Genomic DNA, 24,072 nt, shown 5'->3' with positions numbered 1-24,072 from the left:
TGCCGGCCGAGGGGTCAGGGGTGTGTCATCCGCAGCACATCCAGGGCCTCGTCAAGCTGTTCCAGCGTCAGCTCGCCGCGGTCGACGTAGCCGCCGTCGAGCACGGCCTCGCGGATGGTCTTGCGCTCCGCCAGCGCCCGCTTGGCGACCTTGGCGGCCTCCTCGTAGCCGATGTAGCGGTTGAGGGGGGTGACCACCGACGGGGAGGACTCGGCGTACTCGCGGGCGCGCTCGGCGTTGGCGGTGATGCCGTCGATGGTGCGGTCGGCCAGCACGCGGCAGGCGTTGGCCAGCAGCCGGATCGACTCCAGCACGTTCTTGGCCATCACCGGCAGCATCACGTTCAGCTCGAAGTTGCCGGAGGCGCCGGCAGTGGTGACGGTCGCGTCGTTGCCGATGACCTGGGCGGCGACCATGAGCACGGCCTCGGGGATGACCGGGTTGACCTTGCCCGGCATGATCGAGGAGCCCGGCTGGAGGTCGGGCAGCGCGATCTCGGCCAGGCCGGTGCGGGGGCCCGAGCCCATCCAGCGCAGGTCGTTGCAGATCTTGGTGAGCGAGACGGCGATGGTGCGCAGCTGCCCGGAGGTCTCCACCAGGCCGTCGCGGGCGCCCTGCGCCTCGAAGTGGTCGCGGGCCTCGGTCAGCGGCAGCCCGGTGGCGCGGGCGACCTCGGCGATCACGGCGGCGGAGAAGCCGGGCGGGGTGTTGATGCCGGTGCCGACGGCGGTGCCGCCCAGCGGCAGCTCGGCCAGGCGCGGCAGCGAGGCGCGCAGCCGCTCGGCGCCGTACCGCACCTGCGCGGCGTACCCGTTGAACTCCTGGCCGAGGGTGACCGGCGTGGCGTCCATCAGGTGCGTGCGGCCGGACTTGACCACCTCGGCGAACTCCTCGCCCTTGCGCTCCAGGGCGGCGGCGAGGTGGTCGAGGGCGGGGACGAGCTCCTCAGTGACGGCCGCGGTGGCCGCGATGTGGATCGAGGAGGGGAAGACGTCGTTGGACGACTGGCTGGCGTTGACGTGGTCGTTGGGGTGCACCGGGCGGCCGAGGCGCTCGGTGGCGAGGGTGGCGACGACCTCGTTCATGTTCATGTTCGACGAGGTGCCCGAACCGGTCTGGAAGACGTCGACGGGGAAGTGGTCGTCCCAGGCGCCCTCGGCGACCTCCTGCGCGGCCTGCGCGATGGCCTTGGCCATGTCAGGCTCCAGGACGCCAAGCTCGGCGTTGACCGTGGCGGCCGCCGCCTTGATCCGGGCCAGGGCCGCGATGTGGGCGCGTTCCAGGCGCTGCCCGGAGATCGGGAAATTCTCCACGGCGCGCTGGGTCTGCGCCCGCCACTTGGCGTGGGCGGGGACCCGCACCTCGCCCATCGAGTCGTGCTCGATCCGGTATTCGTTCGTCCCACTCATGGCCTCGAATCTACCCGAGCCCCCCGCGCGGCCCTCGGGCCGCACGGGGGGCGGGGGCGTCACTCGGTCCGCAGGCCGTCGGGCCGGGTCAGGCGCCACAGCAGCGGCATGCTGGCCAGCGTCATCGCGGCGATCACGGCGACGCCGGCGCCGGCCATCGGCAGGAACGAGAACCAGTCGTCGACCGGCACGTTCACCAGATTCGTCAGCACCGCGCCCAGGGCGGTGCCCACGGCGGAGGCGAGCACGAGCCCGAGCACGACGGGTATGGCGGTCTGCCACAGCACGGACAGGCCCAGCGCCGAGCGCGGGGTGCCGTAGGCGACGAGGACGGCGAGCTGGCGCTTGCGCTCGCGCAGCTGCTCGACCAGCGACAGCAGCAGGCTCGCGCCCATCAGCGCCATGATGCCGCACGCCCCGACGACCAGGGCGCTGCTCAGGGTCCGGAACTGCGACGAGGTGCCGTCGCTGCCCACCGTCGAGACAGTGACGTCCCGCTCACTGTCCCACTCGAGAGTGCGGAGCTGCTCGAGGGTGTGCGGCTGGGCGGGGTCGGTGACCAGGTAGGCGGCCGTCTCGGCGCCGTCGCCGAACCGGGCCGGGTCGAGCGTGCCGGGGGTGGCCAGGACGCTGCTGCCGTACCAGGTGCCGGCGTCGGTGGGCTGCGACTCGACGCTGCGTGCGCCCTCCGGCACGGTCCAGGTGCTGCCGTCGCCGTCGGTGAAGCGGATCTGGCCGCCGGGGGAGGCGGCGACGGCGCCGGAGAGGAAGACGTCACCGTCGGCGCAGTCGCCGGTCCGCGCCAGGGCGCGCAGCGCGTCGCAGTCGCCGACCACGACGGAGACGTAATCGCCGTCCAGTTCGCCGTAGCCGTTGACCAGGGTGATCGCGTCGGTCACGCCGGGAGCCGCCGTGAACTGAGCGGCCTCCTGCCTGGCCGTCGCGGCGTCGTCATAGACGGAGACCTTCGCCTGGAAACCGCCGTCCGCCACGGCGTCGGCGGTCTCCACCGTGCGCACACCGGCGAACACCATGTACAGCGCGGTGGCACCGGCCACGGCGATGGTGATGCCGCTGACGGCACGGGCCGCGCTGCCGCTGCTGAGCTGGAGCCGGCGCGCGGCGAGCTGCCAGGACACCGGACCCCCGCCGAGGGAGCCGACGACGCGCTCGACGAGCCACGGCAGCAGGATCGTGACGGCCACGAGCAGCAGCAGGATGCCCGCGACGGTCTCCACCTGGCCGAGGCGCTGGCGCACGGCCTCGCCGCCCTGGCTGGCGATGTGCCCGATGAGCAGCAGGCCGACCGCGCCGGGCACGAGCCGCCAGGTGAGCCGCCGGCGGCGGTCCCCGGCGGCGCGCACCACACCGAGCGGCTGGATGGCCACCCCGCGCAGCGCGACGAGCGTGACGGCGACCGCCAGCACCGGCACGGCCACGAAGATAAGGACGGCGAGCGGCAGCGAGGGCGTGACGTCCGAGGGGTACGCGCTGTAGCTGCCGATGGTGACCGAGTTGGCCGCCTGCCGCAGCAGCAGGTAGCCGCCGGCGCCGAGCGCGAGGCCCAGGAGGGTGCCGGCCAGCGTCTCCCCCGCGGCGATGCGGCGGGCCGTCGCGATGTCGGCGCCGACCAGGCGGAGCGCGGCGAGCCTGCGGTCGCGGCGCTCGCCGCCGACGCGGGCCGCGGCGGCGAGGAAGACGAGGACCGGCGCCAGCAGCACCACACACGCCACCAGGGCGAGCAGCAGCAGCTCCGGCCGCACCTCTCCCTCGTCGTTAAGCGCGCCGCCGAAGCCCTGGGTGCGGAAGGTGCCGGACTCGTCCAGGGAGAGGTCGTCGGAGCCGAGGTAGAAGTACAGCTCCATCGGCCCGCGCAGGCCCTCGTCACCGATGACGCCGGCGCGCTCGTAGTCGAGGCGCTCGGCGAGCAGCTCGCCCTCAGGGGAGTCCAGCAGCCGGCCGAGCGCCGGGGACACCACCATCTCGCCGGGACCGGGGTAGGCGTCGAGACCGGGTGGCGGCGGAGCGGTCGTCCCGGCTCCGGCGTCGGGGCTGACGGTCATGCCGCTGATCTGGTCGTCGCCGTAGAAGGTGGTCTCCTGCCGGAACAGGACGGTGTCGGGTCCCGGCTCCGTCTCCTCGCAGGTGACGAAGTCATTGAAGCAGACGGGCCACCGGGCGTCCTCGCGCTGTTCGCCGGCGGTGAGGGCGTTCGGCAGCGAAGCGGCGAGCAGCAGCACCGTGACACCGAGCGCGGTGCCGAGGGCGGTCAGCGCGGTGCGGACCCAGCCGGACCGCCCCCCGGCGAGGGCGAAGCGGGCGCCGAGGCGCAGGTCGCGCGCCCAGGTAGCCAGCGTGCTCACGCCACCCCCTGCATGTCCCGGGCCCGGCCGTCGCGGACGACGACCTCGCGGTCGGAGTAGGCGGCGACGCGGGACTCGTGGGTGACGAGGACGACGGCGGCGCCGGTCTCGCGGGCGGCGTCGGTGAACAGGCCCATGACGCGTTCGCCGTTGAGGGAGTCCAGCGCGCCGGTCGGCTCGTCGGCGAACAGGACACGGGGCCGGGTGACCAGGGCGCGGGCGACGGCGACGCGCTGGCCCTGGCCGCCGGAGATCTGGCCGGGGCGGTGGTGGCGCACGTCGTCCACCTCCAGGCGCTCCAGCCACGCGGTGGCCCTGGCCTCGGCCTCGCGGCGGCTGGTGCCGGTCAGGCGCAGCGGCAGCGCGACGTTCTCCACGCAGGTCAGCTCGGGGACGAGCTGGCCGAACTGGAAGACGAAGCCGAACTGGGTGCGGCGCAGCTCGCTGCGTGCGGCGTCGGAGAGGGCCGAGACGTCGCGGCCGTCGTAGATCACGGTGCCCTCGTCGGGCGGGACGATCCCGGCCAGGCAGTGCAGCAGGGTCGACTTGCCCGAGCCCGAGGGGCCCATGACGGCGACGATCTCGCCGGCGTCGATGGCGAAGTCGGCGCCGGCGAGGGCGGGCGTGGCGCCGTAGGTCTTACGCAGTCCGGTGGCGGTCAGCAGCGGCATTACTTGGTCACCTCCGAGGCGAGCCGGTCGAGGCGGGCGGCGGTCAGCTCCAGCCACCGCAGGTCGGCCTCGAGGTGGAAGAGAGCGTGGTCACAGATGAGCTGGTCGGCGAGGTCACCCTCGCGCTTGCGCCGGGTCAGCTCGCGCATGGTGCGCAGGTGCGCGGCGCGCTGGGTGTCCAGGAGTGCGGCGGCGTCCCGGCCGGTGAGGAGGGAGAGGACGACCTTCGCGTAGAGCGTGGAGGTCAGGTAGGGCTCGGGCTTCTCGGGCTGGGACAGCCAGCGCTCGACGTCGGTGATGCCGGCGTCGGTGATGGCGTAGCGCTTGCGCTCCGGGCCGCCGCCGGGTTCGGTGCCCTCCACCTCCACGAGGCCGTTCTTCAGGTGGCGCGAGAGCGTGGCGTAGACCTGGCCGTAGTGCAGCGGCCGGTCGTGCCCGAAGTGAGCGTCGAAGGCGCGCTTGAGGTCGTAGCCGTGTCTGGGCCCGGCCTCCAGCAGCCCCAGGAGGGTATGGCTGATGGACATGCCGAGCACTATACACGCCGTGTATAAACACGGTGTATAGCCGAGGTGAGGAGCGGAACGGCCCCGGTGAGCACGCCAAGGCGTCACCGCCGCAACGGTTCGGACAAGCCCCGCGCCCGTGACCGGATCACCCCGTACCGTGAGACGGGAGGCAGGCGGCCGAGGGCCACCGCCGGGCCGTCACCAGGCAACGCTGCTGACAATCGCTGCGTCTGGTCTCCTAGCGAACGCAGAGGAACGCACAGGAGGGCTGATGACTGGCGTGGGTCATGCGGGGAGGGCGACGGCCCGTGGATAAGCAGGCAGCCGCCTCACCCACCGCTCCGGCCGCCCGGTCGGCCCCCGCGCCCGCCTCGGGCAGCCCGGCCCGGCCCGCGCCGAGCGCCGCCCTGCGCTCAGCCGCCCGCGCCGCCGGGGCCCGTGCCGCCGCCCTGGCCCGCAAGCCGTACTGGGAGCGGCCCCACGACAACTGGATCGTGCGGCGCTGGCCCGACCTGACAGCCTGCCTCGTCGCCACGTTCTTCTTCTGGCTGTCGCTCACGCCCTCGCTGGTGCCGCGCCCCTGGTACTACCAGGGCGTCGTCGGCGGCATCACGGCCGCCATAGGCTACGGGCTCGGCGCCCTCGCCAGCTGGCTGTACCGGCTGCTGGCGCCCTGGCGGCCCTCGGAGCGCGTCCGGGCCCGCTGCTGGCTGGTGTACCTGCTGGTGCTGCCGTGGGCGGTCGGCATCATGCTCGGCCAGAGCGCGGACATGCAGCGGGAGCTGCGGCGGCTCCAGGAGCTGCCGCCGACGCTCACCTGGCACTCGCTGATGATCGCGCTGATCTCGCTGGCGGTGCTCGTGCTGCTGCTGGTGACCGCCCGCTCGGTCCGGCTCCTGACCCGGGTGCTGACGCGGCTGCTCAACCGCATCATGCCCTGGCCGGTCGCGGTGGCGCTGGGACTGGCGATGTCCACCACGATCGTGGCCATCGGCACCCGCGACGTGGTGTGGGACCGGGGCGTGCTGGAGATCGCCGACCGGATCGCGGCCGCCAAGGACCGCAGCACCGACCCGGGGGTGCTCCGCCCGTACTCGCCGCTGGTCTCCGGCAGCCCGGACTCGCTGGTGGCCTGGGAGGACCTGGGCAACAAGGGCCGCACGTTCACCGGAACGGTCCCCTCCGACACCGAGATCTCCGGCTTCACCGGGGAGGACGCGCTCGACCCGATCCGCGTGTACGTCGGCCGCGCTGCCTACGAGGACTACGAGGACGGCGCTGAGCTGGCAGTCCGCGAGCTGGAGCGCACCGGCGCGTTCGAGCGGGAGGTGCTGGCCGTCACCGGCACCACCGGCACCGGCTGGGTCAACCCGACCACCGTCGAGGCGCTGGAGTACATGTACGGCGGCGACACGGCGATCGCCACCATGCAGTACTCGTACATGCCCAGCTGGGCGTCGTTCATGGTGGACCGCAACGAGGCGGGCATCGCCACCACGGCGCTGTTCGACGCGATCTACGAGCGGTGGCTCCAGGAGCCGGAGGACGAGCGGCCCACGCTCCTGGTCTTCGGCGAGAGCCTGTCGGTAGCGGCCATAGAAGCGGCCTTCGACGGCCTGGACGACATGATCGAGCGCACCGACGGCGCCCTGCTGATCGGGCCGCCGGACTTCAGCCCGCTCCACACCGAGCTGACCGAGAACCGGGACGAGGGCAGCCCGGTGTGGCGCCCGGTCTACGACGAGGGGCGGCACGTCCGGTTCGCGCAGTTCCCCGAGGACGACCTGGACATCCCCCAGGGCAAGCCCTGGGAGGAGCCGCGGATCGTCTACCTCCAGAACGCCTCGGACCCGGTCGTGTGGTGGTCACCCGACCTGCTGTTCCAGCGCCCGGAGTGGCTCCACGAGCCGCTGGGGCCGGACGTGACCTCGGCGATCGACTGGTTCCCGTTCGTCACCTTCTGGCAGACCACGGTCGACATGGCCGTCTCCTACGGCGCTCCCGCGCCGCACGGGCACCGCTACGGCTCCAACCCGGTCGCCGCCTGGGCGGCCATCGCCCCGCCCGAGGGCTGGACGGACACCGACACCGAGCGGCTGAGCTGGCTGCTGGAGATCCGCCACCCGCCCCGCCACGGCTGGGCGGGGTGACCGGCGCGCGGCGTCCCGGGCGGCCAGGGGTCAGGAGCGGCCCTCGCTCAGGCCCGGCCCCTCGTCCCCGGGGCCGGGGGTTCCCGGGTCCGGCCGGGTCGCGGGCGGCGCGGTGGGGGCCAGCTCGGCGACCGTCGCCCCCGCCGGGACCCCGGTGCGCCGCAGCGACTCCTCCTGGTAGGCCCGCAGGTAGCCGACCACCGTGTTCGTCACGGCGATCAGCGGCACCGCCACGATGGCGCCGGGGATGCCCGCCAGCATCGAGCCCGCCGCCACGCCCAGCACCACGGCCAGCGGGTGGACGCGGACCATCCGGCCCAGGATGAACGGCTGGAGGATGTGGCCCTCGATCTGCTGCACCAGCAGCACCACGCCGAGCACCAGCACCGCGTCCATCACGCCGTTGGTGACCACCGCGACGACCACGGCCAGCGCCCCGGACACGATCGCGCCGACGAGCGGCACGAACGAGGCGACGAAGACGATGACCGCCAGCGGCACCGCCATGGGCACGTCGATGATGAACAGGCCGATGCCGATGCCGATGGCGTCGATGAGGGCCACTATCACCGTCCCGCGCACGTAGCCGGTGAGCGTGATCCACGCCCGCGGCCCGGCTCCGGCCACGCCCGGGCGCGCCACGGCCGGCACCAGGCGCAGGAACCACTGCCACACGCCCTGCCCGTCGTACAGCAGGAACAGCACGACGAACAGCGTGATACCGGCGCCGGTGAAGAACTCGACGACGTAGTTGGTGGCCTCAAGGCCCGCCGACGTCAGGGTGTCGCGGTTGTCGTTGATCCAGCCGTTGATGCTCTCGACCCACTCGTCGAGGTTCTCCTCGGTGATGTCGAACGGCAGCTCCAGGATAAAGTCCCGGACGCGCTCCACGCCGTCCTGCACCTGGTCGGCGAGGTGGTCGCTGTTTTCTATCACCTGCCAGACCACGAACCACCCGATCAGGCCCATCACGGCGAAGCCGCCGAAGGCCGTCACCGCGGTGGCCGCGCCCCGGCTGAAGCCCATGCGCTTGAGCCATCCCACGAACGGCTGGAGCAGCGCCGTGATCAGCAGCCCCGCCGTGAACGCGAAGACGAGCAGGCTGATGGCGCTGACGATCTGCAGCAGCACCCACACGACGGCCGCGAGCACCAGCACGCGCCAGCCCGCCTCGGCCGCTACCCGCACCCCCCAGGGGATGACCGCGGCCGGCTCCGGGCGCTCACCCGCGGCGCGGTCCGCCGGCGGCCCCGGCGGCACTCCCCCGCTCCCCGCGGCGCCCGTGCCGCCCGCGTCGTGCGCGGTACCCAGCACCGCCTCCCGGGCCCTGGCCCGGGCGCTCTCGTGCGGCCCCGGGGCCGGCCCGCCGGACGGGGCCGCCGCTTCCGCCACGCCCCGCTCCCCCGCCTCGCGTTCGAGCCGCTCCTGCTCACGCTGGGCGTGCGCACGGAAGCTCGTCGCCCGTGAAACCAGCCGGCCCAGGCCGGCGGTGAGCCGGCTCAGTCGTGCCATTCGTTTCCCTCCGCCCCCGAATCACTGACGCCGCGGTGCAGGGAACGACGTTACCGCGCCGGGCCTCACCCCGGGCGGCAAACGACGTCCCCATGCCCTTCCGGGCACGGGGACGTCATCGCTCGCGGGCGGGTTGACCCGCCGGGGCTGGCGGCCGTCAGTACCAGCCGTTGGCCTGCCAGAACTCCCAGGCGCCGCACGGGCTGCCGTAACGGTCGTTCATGTAGCTCAGCCCCCACTCGATCTGAGTGGCCGGGTTGGTCTGCCAGTCGGCGCCCGCCGAGGCCATCTTCGACCCGGGCAGGGCCTGCATGAGACCGTACGCGCCGCTGGAGGGGTTGGTCGCCGTGTAGTCCCAGCCGCTCTCGTGGTCCACGATGTTCGAGAAGCACTGGAACTGGTCGGCCGGCACCATCTGCTGTGCCATGGCCTGCACTTCGGCGACCGAGTACGAGGACTGGACGGGGAAGCTGGAGGAGTCCGCCGTCGATGCGGAGGCGGCCTCGGCCGCCGCGGCGGCCGCTTCCTCGGCCTGGCGCTGACGCTCGCGCTCTTCCTCCTCGGCCTCCTTGCGCTCCTGGGCGTCCCGAGCGGCCTGGATACGCGCGGCCTCCTGCGCCTGGCGGAGCGTGTCCGCCTCGGCGGCGAGAGACTGCTCTTCGGCCTGCTGGGTGAGCGATGTGGTGTGCAGCTGGGCGTTCGTGCCAGCGGGTATCTCGGCGAGAAGCGTCTCGTCCGCCGCGACGACCTCAAGTTCGTCGGTGCTGGTGCCCTGGCCGCGCTCGTCTCCCGAGGCGACGCCCATGGCCGCGCCGACGGTGGTCACCGCGGTGGCGGACGCCACCGCGAATCCACGGACCGACATCCCGGTCACACGGTTTCCTTCCGACATCGCCCGCTACGACTGCCGCGCGGGCGCGTTCGTGCCCCAGACACGGGCCTCCCCACGGTGACTTGTCACGGGAGGCACTGGCCCGTTCGGGTTTCCCCGCGCATCGGTACGCGAGGCCCGCGTGGTAGTTCGGGCGGCATGCGGCGAGCGGCTGTTCAGTTGTGGAGCGGTGAAGCTCCGTGTGGTGCGGTGCCCTTGGGGGGCTGTCCTGCCGCATGCGGGGCCTGACAGACGCACACATTGCCCGACGGAACCAGCACGAGGCAATTCCACTCCATGTGGGAAAGCTCACATGAGGTTTGGCCTTGCCGTCACGCCAAGTTGCCGCTCCATGGCGTCTGCCAGCGCCAACGCCGGACACAACGGCACGGCGCCGGGGCGATAGCCACCCCGGCGCCCGTTTCGTTCCGGACTCGCGCTAAATGCGCCCGTCTTCCAGCATTTCGGTGACGAGCGCGGCGATCGGCGAACGCTCGGAGCGCGTGAGAGTCACGTGCGCGAACAGCGGATGCCCCTTGAGCCGTTCCACCACCGCGACCACACCGTCGTACCGGCCGACGCGGAGATTGTCCCGCTGCGCCACGTCATGGGTGAGCACCACCCGGGAGTCCTGCCCGATCCGCGACAGCACGGTGAGCAGCACGTTCCGCTCCAGCGACTGCGCCTCATCCACGATGACGAACGCGTCGTGCAGCGACCGGCCCCGGATGTGCGTCAGCGGCAGCACCTCGAGCATGTCGCGCGCCACGACTTCCTCGATGACCTCGTTCGTCGTCACGGCCGACAGCGTGTCGAAGACCGCCTGCGCCCACGGGTTCATCTTCTCGGCCTCGGTGCCCGGCAGGTACCCCAGGTCCTGGCCGCCCACCGCGTACAGCGGCCGGAACACGACCACCTTGCGGTGCTGCCGCCGCTCCAGGACCGCCTCCAGCCCCGCGCACAGCGCCAGCGCCGACTTGCCGGTGCCCGCCCTGCCGCCGAGCGAGACGATGCCCACCTCCGGGTCGAGCAGCAGGTCGAGCGCGATGCGCTGCTCGGCGCTGCGGCCGTGGATGCCGAACGCCTCGCGGTCGCCCCGCACCAGCCGGATCCTGCCGTCCGCCGTCACACGCCCCAGCGCGCTCCCGCGCTCGGAGGAGATCACCAGACCGGTGTGCACCGGCAGCTCCGCGGCCTTCTCGTCATACACCGTTTCGGACGCGAACAGTTCGTCGACGGCCTCGCCCGGCAGCGTGAGGTCCACCATGCCGGTCCAGCCGTCCGCGTCCGTGATGGCCAGCTCGGCCCGGTACTCCTCAGCCGCGAGCCCGACCGACGACGCCTTGATGCGCAGCGGCAAATCCTTGGAGACGACGGTGACGTCGTGCCCCTCGGCCTGGAGGTTGCGGGCCACGGCCAGGATCCGCGAGTCATTGTCCGCGAGATGGCCGCGCTCGCCGCGCATGGTGGCCGGCAGGATCGCGGGGTCGGAGTGGTTCAGCTCGACGCGGAGCGTGCCGCCGAGTTCGCCGATCGGCAGGGGGGTGTCCAGCCGTCCGTGCCGGACCCGGTACTCGTCGAGGCGGCGCAGCGCCTGGCGGGCGAAGTAGCCGAGTTCGGGGTGATGGCGCTTGGCCTCAAGCTCGGAGATGACGACGACCGGGAGCACCACCTCGTGCTCGTCGAACCGGGTGAGAGCCGACGGGTCGGCGAGCAGGACGCTGGTGTCGAGGACGTACATGCGCCGGTCATGCGAACGCTTAGTGCTAGTGACCACGTGTGGACGAACCCCCTCGGACGAGGTGTGGGAGCCAGGCGCCGCCCTCGGGCGGGACGCCGGGGGTGAAGTCGGCCGGCGGGGCCCGTCCACGCCAGGGGCCCGGTGCCGGCCCGGATCCGAAACGTGGTGCGCAAACGGGCCTCCCGGCGGACCACGCGTGGGCGCGGTCCGCGGTGAATATGCCCTGACTCCGCACATCTCATGCGAAGAACGACCCGAGCCCCGGCCGGATCCGCCCGGGGCCCGTCCCGGGTCCAGCGGTGGCCGCCGCCGCTCAGATGCCGTAACGGCGGTGCCGGGCGGCGTAGTCGCGCAGCGCCCGCACGAAGTCGACCTTGCGGAAGGCCGGCCAGTAGACCTCGCAGAAGTAGTACTCGGAGTGCGCGCTCTGCCAGAGCATGAAGCCCGACAGACGCTGCTCGCCGCTGGTACGGATCACCAGGTCCGGATCGGGCTGGCCGCTCGTGTAGAGGTGCTCGGCGATGTCCTCCAGGCCGATCGACTCGGCGACCTGCTCCAGAGTCTGCCCCTCAGCGGCCCGCTTCGCCAGCAGCGAGCGCACGGCGTCGACGATCTCCTGCCGCCCGCCGTAGCCGACGGCCACGTTCACCAGCATGCCGTCCCGGCCGCCCGCGAGCTCCTCCGCCTCCCGCAGCACCTGGCGGGTCCGCTCCGGCAGGACGTCCAGCGCGCCGACGTGGTGGACGCGCCAGCGCCCGTCCTCGGCGATGTCCCGCACCGCGCCCTCGACGATCGACAGCAGGGGTATCAGCTCGTCCTCGTGCCGGTTGAGGTTGTCCGTCGACAGCAGCCAGAGCGTGACGACCTCGACGTCGGTCTCGTCACACCACGTCAGCAGCTCCTGGATCTTCGCGGCCCCCGCCTCGTGCCCCTGGCGGGTCGTCCCGCCCGCGGCCTTCGCCCAGCGGCGGTTGCCGTCGAGAATCACGCCGATGTGCTTGGGCGCCCTGTCGGTGTCGAGCCTCCCCTCCACCCTCCGCGTGTACAGCCTGAGGGCCAGGCGCCGCAGCTTGTTCTTCACGTATGTGCCCCTCCTCCGCTCACCGCATCCCCGCACCGGACGGCGTGTGAGCCACGCACTCTACCGGCTCCGGACACACGAAGCGGGCCGGTCCGTGGGGGGGTGACGGACCGGCCCGAGGGGGGGATTCCACCGTAACGCATGCACGGCCGCCTCGCGCGTCACCCATGACGCGTGTCACGCCGCGAGTCCCCCGAGCAGCAGCGAGCCCAGGGCGCCCAGCACCAGGAACGGGCCCATCGGCAGAGCCGTCTTGCGGCCCGCCTTCCCCGCGATGACCAGGCACAACGCGGACACGGCGGCCAGCAGGAAGCCCGCGAAGCAGCCGAAAACCACGACATCCCAGCCATACCACCCAAGGGCGACTCCCAGCGACAGCGCCAGCTTGACGTCGCCGAACCCCATGGCGTTGGGGCTGATCAGGAACAGCACGAAGTAGCCGGCCGCCAGCACCGCGCCGCCCAGCAGGGCCCGGGTCCAGCTGCCGCCCGCCCCCGGCAGCAGCGCGGCGACGCCCAGCCCGGCGGCGGCCCAGGCGGCGAGCGGCAGCGTGAGCACGTCGGGCAGCCGCCGCACGGCCACGTCCACGCGCGCCGCGAGCACCCCAACCGGGGCGGCCACCACCCACACGGCCAGCTCGGGGCGCGGTCCCGTCGCTGCGGCCAGCGCGGCGCAGCAGGCGGCGGTCACCAGCGCCAGCCCCACCGGGCCGGGCCCGAACGCACCGCAGCCGGGGCAGCGGGCCAGGCCGGCCCAGCCGCGCAGCGGCCCCGTCAGCGGGTGACCCCTCGGGCAGGCGGAGCGCCAGGGCTCCCCGGGCTCGACGGCCAGCCGGTAGCCGGGGCGGGCCAGCAGCGGCCCGGTCAGGGCCCCGAAGGCGGCACAGACGGCGATCAGCAGCGGTTCCACGCGCCGAACCCTACGGGCCGGGCCGGGCCCGGAAAGACCTCGGGCCGGTCTGCCCGAGTGGGGGGGAGGACAGACCGGCCCGTTCAAGAGGGGTCGGACCGGAGCGGGGGGGTGGCTCACGGTCCGACCAGCCAGCCGTCGCCGGGGTGGGAGTGACGACGCTGGCAGCATGAGCGGCCCACATATGCCAGCGGGACCGACGAGGGAACCATACCGCACCCGCCAGCGACCGTGACCCCCTGCCCACCGGCTCGTTTACCCCCGGCTGCCTGCGGATTCGCCCGTTCCCGGGCCGCGGCTCCGGCATGTGGCGAGCCTGTCACCCTGGGCGTACGCAAGCGCGGCCGGAGCGGCTCAGCCGGCCCGCCCGGCCTCCCGGACCAGCCGCCGCAGCGCCCGCCCATAGCGCCGGGCGACCGCGCGCTGCCCGGCCCGGGTGAGCGGGCCGGCGGCACGGGCGTACCAGGCGGCGGCCCGGCTGAACGAGACCACCGCCAGCCGCACGGCGCCGCCGGGAAGCCGCTCGACGAAGAACGCCTCCTCGCCGGTGACCGGGTGGCCGGGGAGCGTGCCGTAGGCGAAGCCGACGCGGCCCGGCTCGCGGACGATGCCGGCCACGCGGCAAGGCGCGGTGAGCCGGAGCGGCCCGGCGCCAAGGGAGACGGTGACCTCGGCGCCGGGCTCGGCCCGCGGCGCGGCGGTGTCGACCGTGGCGCCGGCGGCGCGGTGCATGCGCCAGCTGAGCAGGGCCTCGCCGGCGGCACGGGCGAGGCGCTCACCGTGGCCGAGACCGGTGTGGACGCACAGCAGGTGGTAGCCGGGCGGCGGGAGGGGAGCGCCGGACAGGGTGGCGCCCGCCTCCGGGTAGGTGAAGCCCGCCTGGGGCCGCCCGGGCACCGTCACTCCCCGGTGGGCCAGGAGATCTCCACGCGGCGGTTGCGCTGGCGGCCTTCCTCGGTGCTGTTGTCGTACAGGGGGTAATCCTCGCTGTAGCCGCGCACGTTGAAGGTGATGCCGGAGGGATCTTCGAGGAGCTCGACGAGCACCTGCTGGGTGTTGCGGGCGCGGTTCTCCGAGAGGGTGATGCCGTAGTCGTAGTCGCCGAGATTGTCGGTGAAGCCGAAGATGTTGACCTGGCTCGGCTGGTACTCGTCGATGGCGGCGGCCACCTCGCGCAGGGCCTCGCGGGCCTCGTCGGTGATCTCGTCGCTGTCCCGGCCGAAGAGGACGTCGGTCTGGAGGGTGAACTTGTGCTGGCCGCTGGTCTGTTCCTCGCGCTGGCCGCCGCTGGGGGGTTCGTCCGCCCCGGAGTCCTCGCCGCCGCCCGAGCTGTCCTCGCCACCGCCGGAGCCGTCCTCGCCGCCGGTGCTGCTGCCGTCCTCGCCGCCGGTGCCGCCCGACCCGTCATCAGAGTCGCCGGTACCGCCGGTGCCGAGGTCCTCGGTGATGAACTTGATGTCGAGGATTCGCGGTTCGGCGAGGGTGGCGCCGTCGCCGAGCATCAGCCCGGGGGCGTCGGGATCGACCTCGGGCGGCTCGGGGGCGACGTAGCCGGGCGGCTCGTCGGTGCTCTCGGGGTCGTCCTGGGCCACGGCGGGCCCGCCCGAGAAGACGAGAACCGCGGCCCCGGTCACGCCGACAACGGCGGCGCGTCGCGCCTGCCGGGTGCGGTGGTGCGCTCGGTGCGTGGTCATCGCGTCCTCACCTGATCTCGATGGTGGCCGGGGGCATGTTGCCCACCTGGAAGTCGACCTGCGTGGTGGACGCCTCGGGCTCGGGGAACTGCGCGAACCACGTCAGCGTTTCGCCGGCCTCGATCCCGTTCCCGAAGTTCGTGCACAGGCAGCGCCCGCTGGTGTCGCGGAGGATGAGGTAGCGGTGGCCCTCCTCCTGAGCGACGAGCGACGCGCCTGCCATGGAAAAGCGGTTATCCGCGAGTTCTTCCTCGTCGCCGGACCAACGGATGTCGAACCAGGTTTCGCTGCCCTCGTTGGTGATGGTGCCCTCGACGGTGAGGAAGCCGCCCTCTTCCCGTTCAGCACTGGTGATGGTCAGGGTGATGTTCTCCTCGCCCGACACCTCGGCGAGCACCTCACCGGACCCATCTTCCTCGCCGCCGCCGTTCCCGGAACCGCCGGAGTTCTCTCCCCCGTCGGTCTCTCCGTTACCGCTGTCCTGGCTCTGTGAGCTGCCGCCGTCACCGTTGTCGCCGTCGCCGCCCCCGCCACCGCAGCTCGCCACGGCGATCACCAGGGCGGCGCCGAGTGCCGCGACGATCAAGATGAGACGTGACTTGCTATCGCGCAGATCCATCGAGGGCTGGTCCTTCGTCGTCGGTAGCTGGGAAACGGGGAAGAACAGGACGTCAGTCTTCTAGATAGACCTCGAAAAGGTCACGGGCCTCGGGCAGTCCGTCCTCGTCGTCGGGGTCGAGAACCCAGTCACGCTCCTCACACCGCAGTTCGAGGCCGTCGTCCCCCTCCTCCACCCCGTCGCAGAGCACGCCGATCACGGCGGTGGCACGCGCCGTGGCCGTCTGGTTCTCGGTGCCGGGTATGACGGAGTCACCGACGGTCGCGGTCGACTCGACGACGACCGTGTACGCCGTGCCTCCCTCACCAGACTCGCAGGACGTCACCACGGCGTCGTTGCTGGCCGCCAGGCGGGCGGCGGCGGCGCAGGGACCGGAGTCACCCACGTCGTCACCCCCGACGGGGCCCTCGATGTCCTCGGGGTCGCTGTCCTCCTCGCGGGCGGCCTCCAGGAAATCCCCGAACATCCGGTCCCGGGCTTCCTGGGCGGCGGCCAGTGCGGCGGCGTCCGCCGCGGACTGCGCGCCGCTGCGCACCACCGCCGCCTGGGCAAAGACGAAAAAGGTGAGCGCGAGCAGCAGCAGACCGGTCACCAGCCATATATAGAGGGGAAAGACCGCGCCTCGGTCGCCGGTACGCCGCGGTGTCAGTCGAGGATGTTGTTGACGGCGCGCTGTATGGCGTTGGCTACCTGAGCGTCGATGTCCAGCGCGACGACGGCGACGACCACCGTGGCGATCAGCAGCAGCAGACCGGCGTACTCCACGAACCCGGCCCCGCGGTCGCTGTAGCCTCCCCGGGTGCGCTCCCCGATGCCGCGCGTCCACTTCAGCAGCCTGCTCATGGCGTCCCTCTCCTCCGGCTGGCCCCGGCCCAGCCGGTCTCTCCATGCGCCTGCCCCCGTCGCGCACACGGTACTGCGCAACGGGTTGGTGGGGTATGAGGTACGGGGGGCAACCAGGCTCTGGCCGCGCCCAGTTCGCGGTGAAATCCACCATGCCCGACCCCCTCCAGCGGGCGAACCTGTAAACCCGTCGGCACTGACTGTGCCATAACCGTGCTCGCTTGGGCAGAGCTACCTCCTTGTTGTCCCTCCTTCGTGCCGCCTTCGTCACCGTTCTCTCACCGCTGCCTCACCGCCCTCGATCAGGCCACCACCGTGGGGTACGGTCACCTGCGAGGGCGCCGCCCGGAAATGGGGAAGCCGCCGGTGGCGACAGAAGCCCTCGATGACGAAGACAACGGGGAAACGGGGAGGTGCGGTGACCGCGGAAGCCGAGGAGCTCAGAGAGCGGGCCCGGAAGCTCAGGGAACTCGCGACGGATGTCGAGGAGCTGCTGTCCGGTGAGGGCAAGCCCCGCAGCTACGTCATCAACAGCATGGAGAGCTGGCAGGGCCCGAACCGCGATGAGGTCGCCGGACAGCTGGAGACGTACAACACCGAGTGCTCGACCGTGGCCGGGAACCTGCGCAGCCTGGCGCAGTCTCTGGACACCCAGGCCGACGAGGCCGAGGAGGACGAGGAGTAGCCGGCGCCGGACGTCAGCGCGATACGGGGACTGAACGACATGGGTGACACCCGTCAGGCCAATCCGGACGACCTTGACCACCTCGCCGGACTGATGGAGAGCGAAGACGGCTCCTCCGGGGCCGCTGCGGAGCTGGCGGATCTCTTCACCAGGGCGAGCGCCCTGGACGCCTCCAGCGAGATGAGCCCGCTCCGCCCGCTCCAGACCTGGCTCAGCGAGACCGCCGCCGAACTGCGCTCGAATGCCAGGACCTTGCGCGGCGGCGACGCGCTCGACCTGTACACGTTCGGCAGCGAGATGCGCGGCACCGTCATGCCCGTCATCTACGGGACCGCCGGGCTGTGGTCGTGGCTGCGCCACGGCGAGCTGCCCGGCATCCCGGCGGGCAGGGCGGCGATGTATATGGCGGACTACGCCTTCACCGGCGAGCGTCCCGCCAACCTCATGGGCCGCGTGGCCACCCGGGGCCTGAGCCCGTGGATGGCCGGACTCCTCGGCGGCTCGCACGAGGCCGCCGCCTACGGCGCGTACATGCGCAACGGGGCGTGGTTCATCCCCACCGCCCAGCAGGCGAACCTGCTCCGCGTCGGCTACGGCTCGTACACCTCCGCCCTGGCCTCCGGTTCGAGCCGCCTGTCCAGCTTCACCTCCGCGCTGGGCACCACGGGCCGGGCGGCGGGCCTGCTGCGCGGAGCCGGCATCCTCGGCAGCGGGTTCAGCACCATCACGGGCGTCGTCGACCTCGTGCAGCAGGGCAACCCGGTCGAGGCCTTCCAGCGCGACCCCTCCGGCTACACCGTGGACGTGACGGGCACGGCGTTCAACGCCTCGCTGACCGCCGCGCTGGTCTGCCCCAACCCGGTCACCGTGGGCGCCGCCGTCGGCACCGGCATCGCCTACGGCGCGTCCCTGATATGGGACAACTGGGACACGATCACCGACCCGCAGACCTACATCAACGCCGCGAACGCCATCGTCGACGCCGGTGAGGCCGTAGTCGACGCGGTCGTGGACGTGGGCAGTGACATCGTGGAAGGTATCGGGGACTTCGTAGGCAGCCTGTTCTAGCCGCCCGGCCCGACCGCCCGCAGGAGGTACGGATCATGCTCTACCAGGAACGGCCGCGCTGGACCAAGCCGTTCATGCTCACCTGCCTCGCCGTGTACGTGGTGGCCGTGGCCGCCATGGGCGTGGCCGCGCTGCCGGAGGACGCTGGCGCGTGGGCGGCGGTCTCGGGGATCTTCCTGCTGCCCCTGCTGCCGCTGCTGGCCGTTCCCTACGGCAAGCACCGCTACCACGCCATCGACCTGACGGCCGAGACGCTGCGCGTGGGCCGCGAGCGCATCCCGGTGCGGGACATCGACCCGGCGTCCGTGCACGCGGCGCTCGCCGAGGCGTCGCAGGGCGGCGGCGTCATGCGGAACCTCGCCTCCTCCGCCAACTCCGGCTTCACCTTCCGCGGCCGGAACGTCGTGGACCCCAGCCTGCCCCGGCTGGTCGGCGGGGCCTACGCGGTGCCGCTGGGCTCGCCGAGCACCGTGATCGCCACCCGCCAGGGCGAGCGGCTGCTGATCGCCACCCGCGCGCCCGTGGCGCTGCTCAACGCGCTGGCGTCCGTGGTGCGCTGAGCCGCCGGCCGGACACGGGCGCCCGCGGCCGCGGCGCGGGGCCGTCAGTCGGCGTCCAGGATCTGCGAGAAGTCGGTGCCCGAGCCGAGGATCATGCCCGCCACGATGAGGATCATCGTGGCCGGGACCATGAAGACCAGCGTCGCCATCGTGGCCTTCGGTATGGCCCGGGCGGCGCGCCTGCGGGCGTTCTGCGCGTCGGTGCGGCGCATGTCGCGGGCGATCTGCATGAGCGTGTCGGCGATCGGGGCGCCGAGTTCCTCGCCCTGCTGGAGCGCGGCGACGAACTGGTTGACGGGTTCGGAGTCGTTGCGCCGGCGCAGTTCGTCGAACGCCTGGCGCCGGGGCACGCCCATGTCCATCTGGCGCAGCGTGATGCGGATCTCGTCGGCCCAGGGCCCTTCGTAGCGGGACGAGACCCGGTCCAGCGCCTGCCGGAAGCTGAGGCCGGCGGAGACGACGACGGCCAGCACGTCCAGGAAGTCGGGCAGGGTGCGGTCGATGACGTCGCGCCGCTCCCGGATGCCCTGCCAGATCGCGGCGTCGGCGGCGAACAGCCCGAACGCGATGGAGAACAGCGCCAGCGCCGGATAGCCCGCCGCGACGAAGACGACGGTGACGAGGGCGCCGAAGATGCCGTACACCGCACGCCGGGCCGCGTACCGGTCGATGGTCAGCCCCTGCGGGTTGCCGGCCTGGTCGATGCGGCGCCGCTTGCGGTCCACGGCCCGCTGCCCCATCAGCCGCAGCACCAGCGGCGCCAGCCGGATGCCGAGCCGGTCGACGGCGGAGCCGCTGGCGGTGACGCGGGTGGAGCCGATCTCCAGCGCCAGCGCCAGGTCCGGCGGCAGCGTGGTGCGGGGGCGCAGCATGCGGACGGCGGTGATGATGCCGAAGACGGCGATCCCCATCGCGAGACCGAGCAGCAGTGCCATGGCCGGTGACCTCCCAGTCGGCGCCTTGCGCCCGTAAGACGGCTAGACGTCGATGCGCCCGAAGCGGCGGACGACGAAGAATCCGATGACGTACAGCGCCAGCGACACGATGATGGCGATCTGGCCGCCGGTGGAGCCGGTGACGCGGCCCAGCGCCCCGGGCGACGTGGCGTTGATCATGAGCAGCGCGCCCAGGCCGAGCAGCGGCACGGTCACGGCCGTGGCGTTGATCTCGGCGAGCATGGTGCGGACCTCCCTGCGGGTCTCCTTGCGCTCCTCCAGGGTGTCGGTGAGGTTGCGCAGGGAGCTGACGATCGTGCCGCCCGCCCGGTTGGCCAGGATCAGCGTGGTGACCAGCACGTGCAGCTCGCGGGAGGGGAGGCGCTGGCCCAGCTCGTCCAGTGCCTCCTCCAGGGAGCGGCCCACGGCCAGCTGGCTGGAGACGAGGCTGAGTTCGGCGCCCGCCGGGTCGTCCATCTCTTCGGCGGCCATGGACAGCGCGGTGCGCAGGGCCAGGCCGGCGGCCGTGCCGTTGGCGATGAGCCGGGCCAGCTCGGGGAGCTGGCTGATGAAGCGTTCGGTGCGGCGGGCACGCTGCCAGTCGAGGAACGCGCTGCCGCCCCACAGGGCGAGCAGGGCGCACACCGGGCCGAAGAACGGCGCGAGCACGACCGCGCCGACCAGCCACAGCACGGCCATCGCGCCGAGTACGGCGGCGGCGTACTCGCCGACCGTCAGGTCCATGCCGGTGGCGCGCAGTTTCAGCGCCAGCCGCTGGCCGAGCGCGGTGCCGCGCAGCCGCCGGTCCAGGCCCTGGAACCGCCGCTGGCGGCCGGACGCGTGAGGCGCGGCCTGGCCGGCGGCCAGCGCGGTCAGCGGCACGGTGTCGCTGGGCCCGGGCGCGGGCCCGGCGAGCCGCTCGAGCAGGGCGCGGCGCTGGGCACGGCCCGAGGCGTACAGGAACACGCCGGCGACGGCGACGGCCAGCGCGAGCAGGGACAGCCCGAGGGTGAGCAGCGTAAGTCCGTCCATGGTGGTCACCTGTCAGCTCGCCTCCCGGGTGGCGAGGTGAGTGTCGTCGAGGTGGACGCCGAACGCCTGCGGGATCTGCTCGCCCGCCAGGTACAGGCGGTCGGCGATGGCGCGCGGCACGGGGTGGTGGCGGAAGGTGCCGCGGACCCGCTCGCCGGGGGTGTACGGCTCGGGCAGGAACTCGGCGATGGTGGCGATGCGGAACGCCTGGCGGCCGTGCGAGGCGAGCATGACGACCTCGGAGACGCGCCGCGAGCCGTCGGGGTGGCGCACGAGCTGGATGAGGACGTCCACGGCGCTGTTGATCTGGTCGCGCAGCGCCTCGAAGGGCACGTTGACCTCGGACATCGAGGCGAGGGTCTGGAGGCGCAGCAGGCCGTCCTCGGCGCTGTTGGCGTGGACGGTGGCCAGCGAGCCGTCGTGGCCGGTGGACATCGCCTGGAGCATGTCGAGGGTCTCGCCGCCGCGCACCTCGCCGACGATGATGCGGTCGGGGCGCATGCGCAGGGAGTTGCGGACGAGGTCGCGGATGGTGACCTCGCCCTTGCCCTCGATGTTGGGCGGGCGGGACTCCAGGCGGATCACGTGGTCCTGCTGGAGCTGGAGTTCGGCGGCGTCCTCAACGGTGACGATGCGCTCGCCCTCGGGGATGAGGCCGCTGAGCGCGTTGAGCAGGGTCGTCTTCCCCGAGCCGGTGCCGCCGGAGACGATGATGTTGAACTTGGCGCGGACCAGGCCGGACAGCAGCTCGGCGAGGTGGGTGTCGAGGGTGCCGAACGCGACGAGTTCGTCGAGCGTGTAGGCGCGGGGGAAGCGGCGGATGGTGAGGGTGGCGCCGCTGAGGGACAGCGGCGGGATGATGACGTTGACGCGCTCGCCGGTGGGCAGGCGGGCGTCGACCATCGGGTTGGACTCGTCCACGCGGCGGTTGACGGCCGAGACGATGCGCTCGATGGTCTGCATCAGCTGTTCCTCCGAGGCGAAGCGCAGCGGCAGCCGCTCGACGCGCCCGGCCCGCTCGACGTAGATCTGCTCGTGCCCGTTGACCATGATCTCGGTGATGGAGGCGTCCTCCAGGAGGGGTTCGAGGATGCCGAGGCCGAGCGCCTCGTCGACGACGCGGCGGATGAGCAGGGCGCGGGCCTGGGTGGACAGCACGGGGCCTTCGCGGCTGAGGATGTGCCCGAGGACGCGTTCGAGGCGGTCGCGGCGCTCGCTCGTGCTGAGCGAGGACATCTCGGCGAGGTCGATCTCCTCCAGCAGCTTGGCCCGGTAGGTCGCGACGAGCCGGCTGTCGCCGGGGCCGGCCTGCGGGGTCTCGTCCGGGGCGTGGACGCGGGACCTCAGACTCACTGCTCGCTCCTCGTCGTTGGCATCGTGGGCATCAGTCGTCGCAGGGCATGGTCACGGACCGGCTGGCCTGGCCGAAGTCGTCGATGAACGGCAGGACGGACGGCACGGTGACGTGCGCGGTGACGGTGGCCTCGTCGCCGCAGGCCGCCAGCTCGAACTCGACGGTCAGCCAGTCCGATACGGCGGCGCGGCCCGCCTGCTGGTACTCGTCGGCGGTCTCCTCCTGCGCGGCGGTGCGGGCGGCGGCGCGGGCGGCCGTGCCGGCCTGCTGGGCGGCGAAGCCGGCGACGCCGAGCTGGATGGCGGCGAGCGCGACGATCACGAGCAGCGGCAGCCACCCGGCGAACTCCACGGCGGTGACGCCGCGGTCGCCGGCGCGGCGGCGGAGCGTTCCGGGCACGGCTCAGCCCTCCTCGGCCGCGCCGGCGGTGCCGGAGACGGTCAGCGGCAGGTTGAGGCCGCCGGGGAAGATGGCGGGGACACGCAGCTCGACGCGGGCGGTGCGCACGTTCCCCTCCAGCGGGCAGGACACCTCGGCGTCCCAGCCGCCCGGCAGGTCGTCGGTGGCGGCGGCGACGCAGGCGGACTCGGCCCCGCTGCTGGCGGCTGCTCCCGCGCGGGCGCCCACGTCGGCGGCGTTGGCGGCGCGGGAGAAGGCGTAGCCGATCAGGACGCACTGCCAGATCGCGGCCATCATCACAAGGATGAGGGGGAAGAGCCCGGCGAACTCCACGAGGACCGCGCCGCGGTCGCGCCCGGCGCCGCGGCAGCGGGCGGGTATGACGGTGGCGGGGCCGCCCCCCGGGCCGCCGGTCATGCCCGCCTGCCCCTGCGTCTGCCGGCGGGGGCGGCGGCCTCCTGCCGGGCGAGGCCGAGTTCGGCGGCGAGCGCCCAGGCCGCGCGCCGGATCTGGCCGCGCTGGTCGAGGTCCTGGATGCGGCCGGCGTCCTGGGCCTCCTGCAGCTCGCGGAAGTTGGCGGGCAGGACGCTGCGGGCCACGTGCGTGCCGGTGATCCGGGCGATGAGCTGCGGCTGTATGGGGCTGGCCCGGCCCAGGCGGTTGACCACGGTCAGGGTGTCCTCCGCCTTGCGGATGCGCAGCCGGTCCCACATGCGGACCATGCGGTTGACGGCGCGCACCGCGATGACGTCGGGGGTGGTGACGAGCAGGGCGGTGTCGGCCATCTCGATGGCGGCGGCGTTGGCGCTGTTCATGTGGGAGCCGCAGTCGACGATGACGACGCCGTAGTGGGAGCGGACGGCCGTCAGCAGCTGCCGGGCGGTGGCCTCGGTGACGTCCTCGCCGCGCTCGCCCTCGGCCGGGGCGATGAGCATCGACAGGCCGCTCTCGTGGCGGTAGACGGCCTCGGAGAGCACCTGCGCCGAGATGTCGGGGATGCCCGCCAGGTCGGCGACGGAGCGGCGGAACTGCACGTCGAAGTAGGAACCGACGTCGCCGCACAGCAGGTCGAGGTCGACCAGGATGGCGCCGCGCTCGGTCTGGTCCGATGCCTGGGCGGCCAGGGCGAGCTGGCTGGCGACCAGGGTGGCGCCGACGCCGCCCTTGGCGCCGGAGACGGTCAGGATCCGCCCGCCGGGCCCGGGGTCGGCGCGCTCCTCGGCGCCGAGGTGGCGCCGCATCCCGGCCGCCCACTGAGCGGCGGCGGCCACGCGGGCCGCCAGCTCCTCGTGGTTGAGCGGCAGGCCGGCGAGGCCGCGTGCCCCGGCGTCCATGGCGGCGGAGTACAGCCCGGCGGTGGGGTCGGCGGTCACGAGGACGACGCCGACGGCGGGGAAGCGGAGCGCGACCTCGCGGATCAGCTCCAGCGCGGGCAGCGGGCCGATGCCTTCATGGACGACGACGACCTCGGGCAGGCTGGCGACGGACTCGTGGGTGAGGGCGGCCAGGGTGTCGAGCAGCGTGGCGGAGTCGGGAACGGCGCGCAAGGGCTCGCTGCCGGGGAGCTGGCTCAGCAGGGTGATCAGGGCGCGTGCGGCGTCCGGGTCACCCACGGCTGGCAGAATCCGGGTCGTCATCTCTCCCACCTGCTCGGTCGGTGCGTGGTCGGC

General features: G+C 72.8%; 24 protein-coding genes. 4 read left to right on the top strand and 20 right to left on the bottom strand.

The genetic code is table 11. The features are described from left to right. Positions 1-14 precede the first annotated feature (14 nt). From JK356_RS03885 to JK356_RS03870, 4 genes are read right to left on the bottom strand one after another with little or no spacing between them, the layout of a single operon-like run. Entirely contained in the window at positions 15-1,409 is a 1,395-nt protein-coding gene (locus tag JK356_RS03885) for an aspartate ammonia-lyase (RefSeq protein ID WP_201866051.1), read from the bottom strand. 59 nt (positions 1,410-1,468) lie between these two features. Continuing rightward, positions 1,469-3,772, bottom strand: coding sequence for an ABC transporter permease (locus tag JK356_RS03880; protein WP_201866050.1), 2,304 nt, complete (start codon positions 3,770-3,772; stop codon positions 1,469-1,471). Next, on the bottom strand, positions 3,769-4,443 hold the full coding sequence (locus tag JK356_RS03875) for an ABC transporter ATP-binding protein (RefSeq protein WP_201866049.1): 675 nt from the start codon (positions 4,441-4,443) through the stop codon (positions 3,769-3,771). Before JK356_RS03875 ends, JK356_RS03880 begins: the two co-directional genes overlap by 4 nt. Next, on the bottom strand, positions 4,443-4,967 hold the full coding sequence (locus JK356_RS03870; protein WP_201866048.1) for a PadR family transcriptional regulator: 525 nt from the start codon (positions 4,965-4,967) through the stop codon (positions 4,443-4,445). Before JK356_RS03870 ends, JK356_RS03875 begins: the two co-directional genes overlap by 1 nt. 290 nt (positions 4,968-5,257) lie before the next feature. Between JK356_RS03870 and JK356_RS03865 the strand changes: the two genes are divergently transcribed. After that, positions 5,258-7,099, top strand: a complete 1,842-nt coding sequence (locus JK356_RS03865; RefSeq protein WP_374100599.1) for an alpha/beta hydrolase — start codon at positions 5,258-5,260, stop codon at positions 7,097-7,099. A gap of 30 nt (positions 7,100-7,129) precedes the next feature. Here JK356_RS03865 and JK356_RS03860 read toward each other — a convergent pair whose 3' ends face one another. The 10 genes from JK356_RS03860 to JK356_RS03815 all read right to left on the bottom strand — a co-directional run bounded on the left by JK356_RS03860 (position 7,130) and on the right by JK356_RS03815 (position 16,369). Next, positions 7,130-8,611: an AI-2E family transporter gene (locus JK356_RS03860; protein WP_201866046.1), complete on the bottom strand. Its 1,482-nt coding sequence runs from the start codon at positions 8,609-8,611 to the stop codon at positions 7,130-7,132. Positions 8,612-8,768: 157 nt separating this feature from the next. Then, positions 8,769-9,485, bottom strand: coding sequence for a transglycosylase SLT domain-containing protein (locus tag JK356_RS03855; protein ID WP_201866045.1), 717 nt, complete (start codon positions 9,483-9,485; stop codon positions 8,769-8,771). A gap of 436 nt (positions 9,486-9,921) precedes the next feature. Next, the gene (locus JK356_RS03850) at positions 9,922-11,223 is read right to left on the bottom strand and encodes a PhoH family protein (RefSeq protein ID WP_201866044.1); all 1,302 of its coding nucleotides are present in this window, start codon (positions 11,221-11,223) and stop codon (positions 9,922-9,924) included. A 313-nt stretch (positions 11,224-11,536) separates the two neighbouring features. Further along, complete coding sequence (locus JK356_RS03845; RefSeq protein ID WP_201866043.1) at positions 11,537-12,304, bottom strand: isoprenyl transferase; 768 nt, start codon at positions 12,302-12,304, stop codon at positions 11,537-11,539. Between the two features lie 177 nt (positions 12,305-12,481). Beyond that, on the bottom strand, positions 12,482-13,213 hold the full coding sequence (locus JK356_RS03840; protein WP_201866042.1) for an A24 family peptidase: 732 nt from the start codon (positions 13,211-13,213) through the stop codon (positions 12,482-12,484). 354 nt (positions 13,214-13,567) lie between these two features. Then, complete coding sequence (locus JK356_RS03835) at positions 13,568-14,110, bottom strand: DUF1990 family protein (protein WP_201866041.1); 543 nt, start codon at positions 14,108-14,110, stop codon at positions 13,568-13,570. Between the two features lie 2 nt (positions 14,111-14,112). Continuing rightward, on the bottom strand, positions 14,113-14,907 hold the full coding sequence (locus JK356_RS03830; protein ID WP_201866040.1) for an OmpA family protein: 795 nt from the start codon (positions 14,905-14,907) through the stop codon (positions 14,113-14,115). A gap of 7 nt (positions 14,908-14,914) precedes the next feature. Further along, entirely contained in the window at positions 14,915-15,526 is a 612-nt protein-coding gene (locus tag JK356_RS03825; protein ID WP_201866039.1) for a hypothetical protein, read from the bottom strand. A 52-nt stretch (positions 15,527-15,578) separates the two neighbouring features. Next, positions 15,579-16,175 (bottom strand): pilus assembly protein TadG-related protein, encoded by a 597-nt coding sequence (locus tag JK356_RS03820; RefSeq protein ID WP_201866133.1) that lies wholly within the window; start codon positions 16,173-16,175, stop codon positions 15,579-15,581. Then, complete coding sequence (locus JK356_RS03815) at positions 16,172-16,369, bottom strand: hypothetical protein (protein WP_201866136.1); 198 nt, start codon at positions 16,367-16,369, stop codon at positions 16,172-16,174. The genes JK356_RS03820 and JK356_RS03815 overlap by 4 nt, the downstream gene beginning before the upstream one ends. Before the next feature lie 418 nt (positions 16,370-16,787). On the opposite strand from JK356_RS03815, the gene JK356_RS03810 reads away from it, so the two are divergent. Genes JK356_RS03810 through JK356_RS03800 form a run of 3 tightly spaced genes read left to right on the top strand, consistent with a single transcriptional unit; the run spans position 16,788 to position 18,682 of the window. Then, positions 16,788-17,054: a hypothetical protein gene (locus JK356_RS03810; RefSeq protein WP_201866038.1), complete on the top strand. Its 267-nt coding sequence runs from the start codon at positions 16,788-16,790 to the stop codon at positions 17,052-17,054. Positions 17,055-17,093: 39 nt separating this feature from the next. Then, positions 17,094-18,122 carry a hypothetical protein gene (locus JK356_RS03805; RefSeq protein WP_201866037.1) on the top strand — a complete coding sequence of 343 codons (1,029 nt, stop codon included), beginning with the start codon at positions 17,094-17,096 and terminating at the stop codon, positions 18,120-18,122. A 35-nt stretch (positions 18,123-18,157) separates the two neighbouring features. Next, the gene (locus JK356_RS03800) at positions 18,158-18,682 is read left to right on the top strand and encodes a hypothetical protein (RefSeq protein ID WP_201866036.1); all 525 of its coding nucleotides are present in this window, start codon (positions 18,158-18,160) and stop codon (positions 18,680-18,682) included. 44 nt (positions 18,683-18,726) lie between these two features. Here JK356_RS03800 and JK356_RS03795 read toward each other — a convergent pair whose 3' ends face one another. Genes JK356_RS03795 through JK356_RS03770 form a run of 6 tightly spaced genes read right to left on the bottom strand, consistent with a single transcriptional unit; the run spans position 18,727 to position 24,039 of the window. Then, positions 18,727-19,617: a DUF5936 domain-containing protein gene (locus tag JK356_RS03795; protein ID WP_201866035.1), complete on the bottom strand. Its 891-nt coding sequence runs from the start codon at positions 19,615-19,617 to the stop codon at positions 18,727-18,729. 42 nt (positions 19,618-19,659) lie between these two features. Beyond that, positions 19,660-20,649, bottom strand: coding sequence for a type II secretion system F family protein (locus JK356_RS03790; RefSeq protein ID WP_201866034.1), 990 nt, complete (start codon positions 20,647-20,649; stop codon positions 19,660-19,662). Between the two features lie 12 nt (positions 20,650-20,661). Further along, positions 20,662-22,002 (bottom strand): CpaF family protein, encoded by a 1,341-nt coding sequence (locus JK356_RS03785; protein ID WP_201866033.1) that lies wholly within the window; start codon positions 22,000-22,002, stop codon positions 20,662-20,664. A 31-nt stretch (positions 22,003-22,033) separates the two neighbouring features. After that, the gene (locus JK356_RS03780) at positions 22,034-22,402 is read right to left on the bottom strand and encodes a TadE/TadG family type IV pilus assembly protein (RefSeq protein WP_201866032.1); all 369 of its coding nucleotides are present in this window, start codon (positions 22,400-22,402) and stop codon (positions 22,034-22,036) included. 3 nt (positions 22,403-22,405) lie between these two features. Then, positions 22,406-22,819: a TadE/TadG family type IV pilus assembly protein gene (locus JK356_RS03775; RefSeq protein ID WP_201866031.1), complete on the bottom strand. Its 414-nt coding sequence runs from the start codon at positions 22,817-22,819 to the stop codon at positions 22,406-22,408. After that, complete coding sequence (locus tag JK356_RS03770; protein WP_201866030.1) at positions 22,816-24,039, bottom strand: AAA family ATPase; 1,224 nt, start codon at positions 24,037-24,039, stop codon at positions 22,816-22,818. Before JK356_RS03770 ends, JK356_RS03775 begins: the two co-directional genes overlap by 4 nt. Between the last annotated feature and the right edge of the window lie 33 nt (positions 24,040-24,072).

It is taken from the genome of Streptomyces sp. 7-21 (genome assembly GCF_016741785.1).
In the GTDB taxonomy this organism is placed as follows: domain Bacteria; phylum Actinomycetota; class Actinomycetes; order Streptomycetales; family Streptomycetaceae; genus Streptomyces.
Note: the sequence above shows the minus strand (reverse complement) of the source record. Positions and strands in the feature narration are given on the sequence as shown.

Excerpts from the sequence above, each read along its gene's own strand:
- JK356_RS03885 (WP_201866051.1), bottom strand. The coding sequence starts at position 1,409 with ATGAGTGGGACGAACGAATACCGGATCGAGCACGACTCGATGGGCGAG.
- JK356_RS03875 (WP_201866049.1), bottom strand. The coding sequence starts at position 4,443 with ATGCCGCTGCTGACCGCCACCGGACTGCGTAAGACCTACGGCGCCACG.
- JK356_RS03870 (WP_201866048.1), bottom strand. The coding sequence starts at position 4,967 with ATGTCCATCAGCCATACCCTCCTGGGGCTGCTGGAGGCCGGGCCCAGA.
- JK356_RS03860 (WP_201866046.1), bottom strand. The coding sequence starts at position 8,611 with ATGGCACGACTGAGCCGGCTCACCGCCGGCCTGGGCCGGCTGGTTTCA.
- JK356_RS03850 (WP_201866044.1), bottom strand. The coding sequence starts at position 11,223 with ATGTACGTCCTCGACACCAGCGTCCTGCTCGCCGACCCGTCGGCTCTC.
- JK356_RS03830 (WP_201866040.1), bottom strand. The coding sequence starts at position 14,907 with ATGACCACGCACCGAGCGCACCACCGCACCCGGCAGGCGCGACGCGCC.
- JK356_RS03825 (WP_201866039.1), bottom strand. The coding sequence starts at position 15,526 with ATGGATCTGCGCGATAGCAAGTCACGTCTCATCTTGATCGTCGCGGCA.
- JK356_RS03815 (WP_201866136.1), bottom strand. The coding sequence starts at position 16,369 with ATGAGCAGGCTGCTGAAGTGGACGCGCGGCATCGGGGAGCGCACCCGG.
- JK356_RS03805 (WP_201866037.1), top strand. The coding sequence starts at position 17,094 with ATGGGTGACACCCGTCAGGCCAATCCGGACGACCTTGACCACCTCGCC.
- JK356_RS03800 (WP_201866036.1), top strand. The coding sequence starts at position 18,158 with ATGCTCTACCAGGAACGGCCGCGCTGGACCAAGCCGTTCATGCTCACC.
- JK356_RS03795 (WP_201866035.1), bottom strand. The coding sequence starts at position 19,617 with ATGGCACTGCTGCTCGGTCTCGCGATGGGGATCGCCGTCTTCGGCATC.
- JK356_RS03790 (WP_201866034.1), bottom strand. The coding sequence starts at position 20,649 with ATGGACGGACTTACGCTGCTCACCCTCGGGCTGTCCCTGCTCGCGCTG.
- JK356_RS03775 (WP_201866031.1), bottom strand. The coding sequence starts at position 22,819 with ATGACCGGCGGCCCGGGGGGCGGCCCCGCCACCGTCATACCCGCCCGC.
- JK356_RS03770 (WP_201866030.1), bottom strand. The coding sequence starts at position 24,039 with ATGACGACCCGGATTCTGCCAGCCGTGGGTGACCCGGACGCCGCACGC.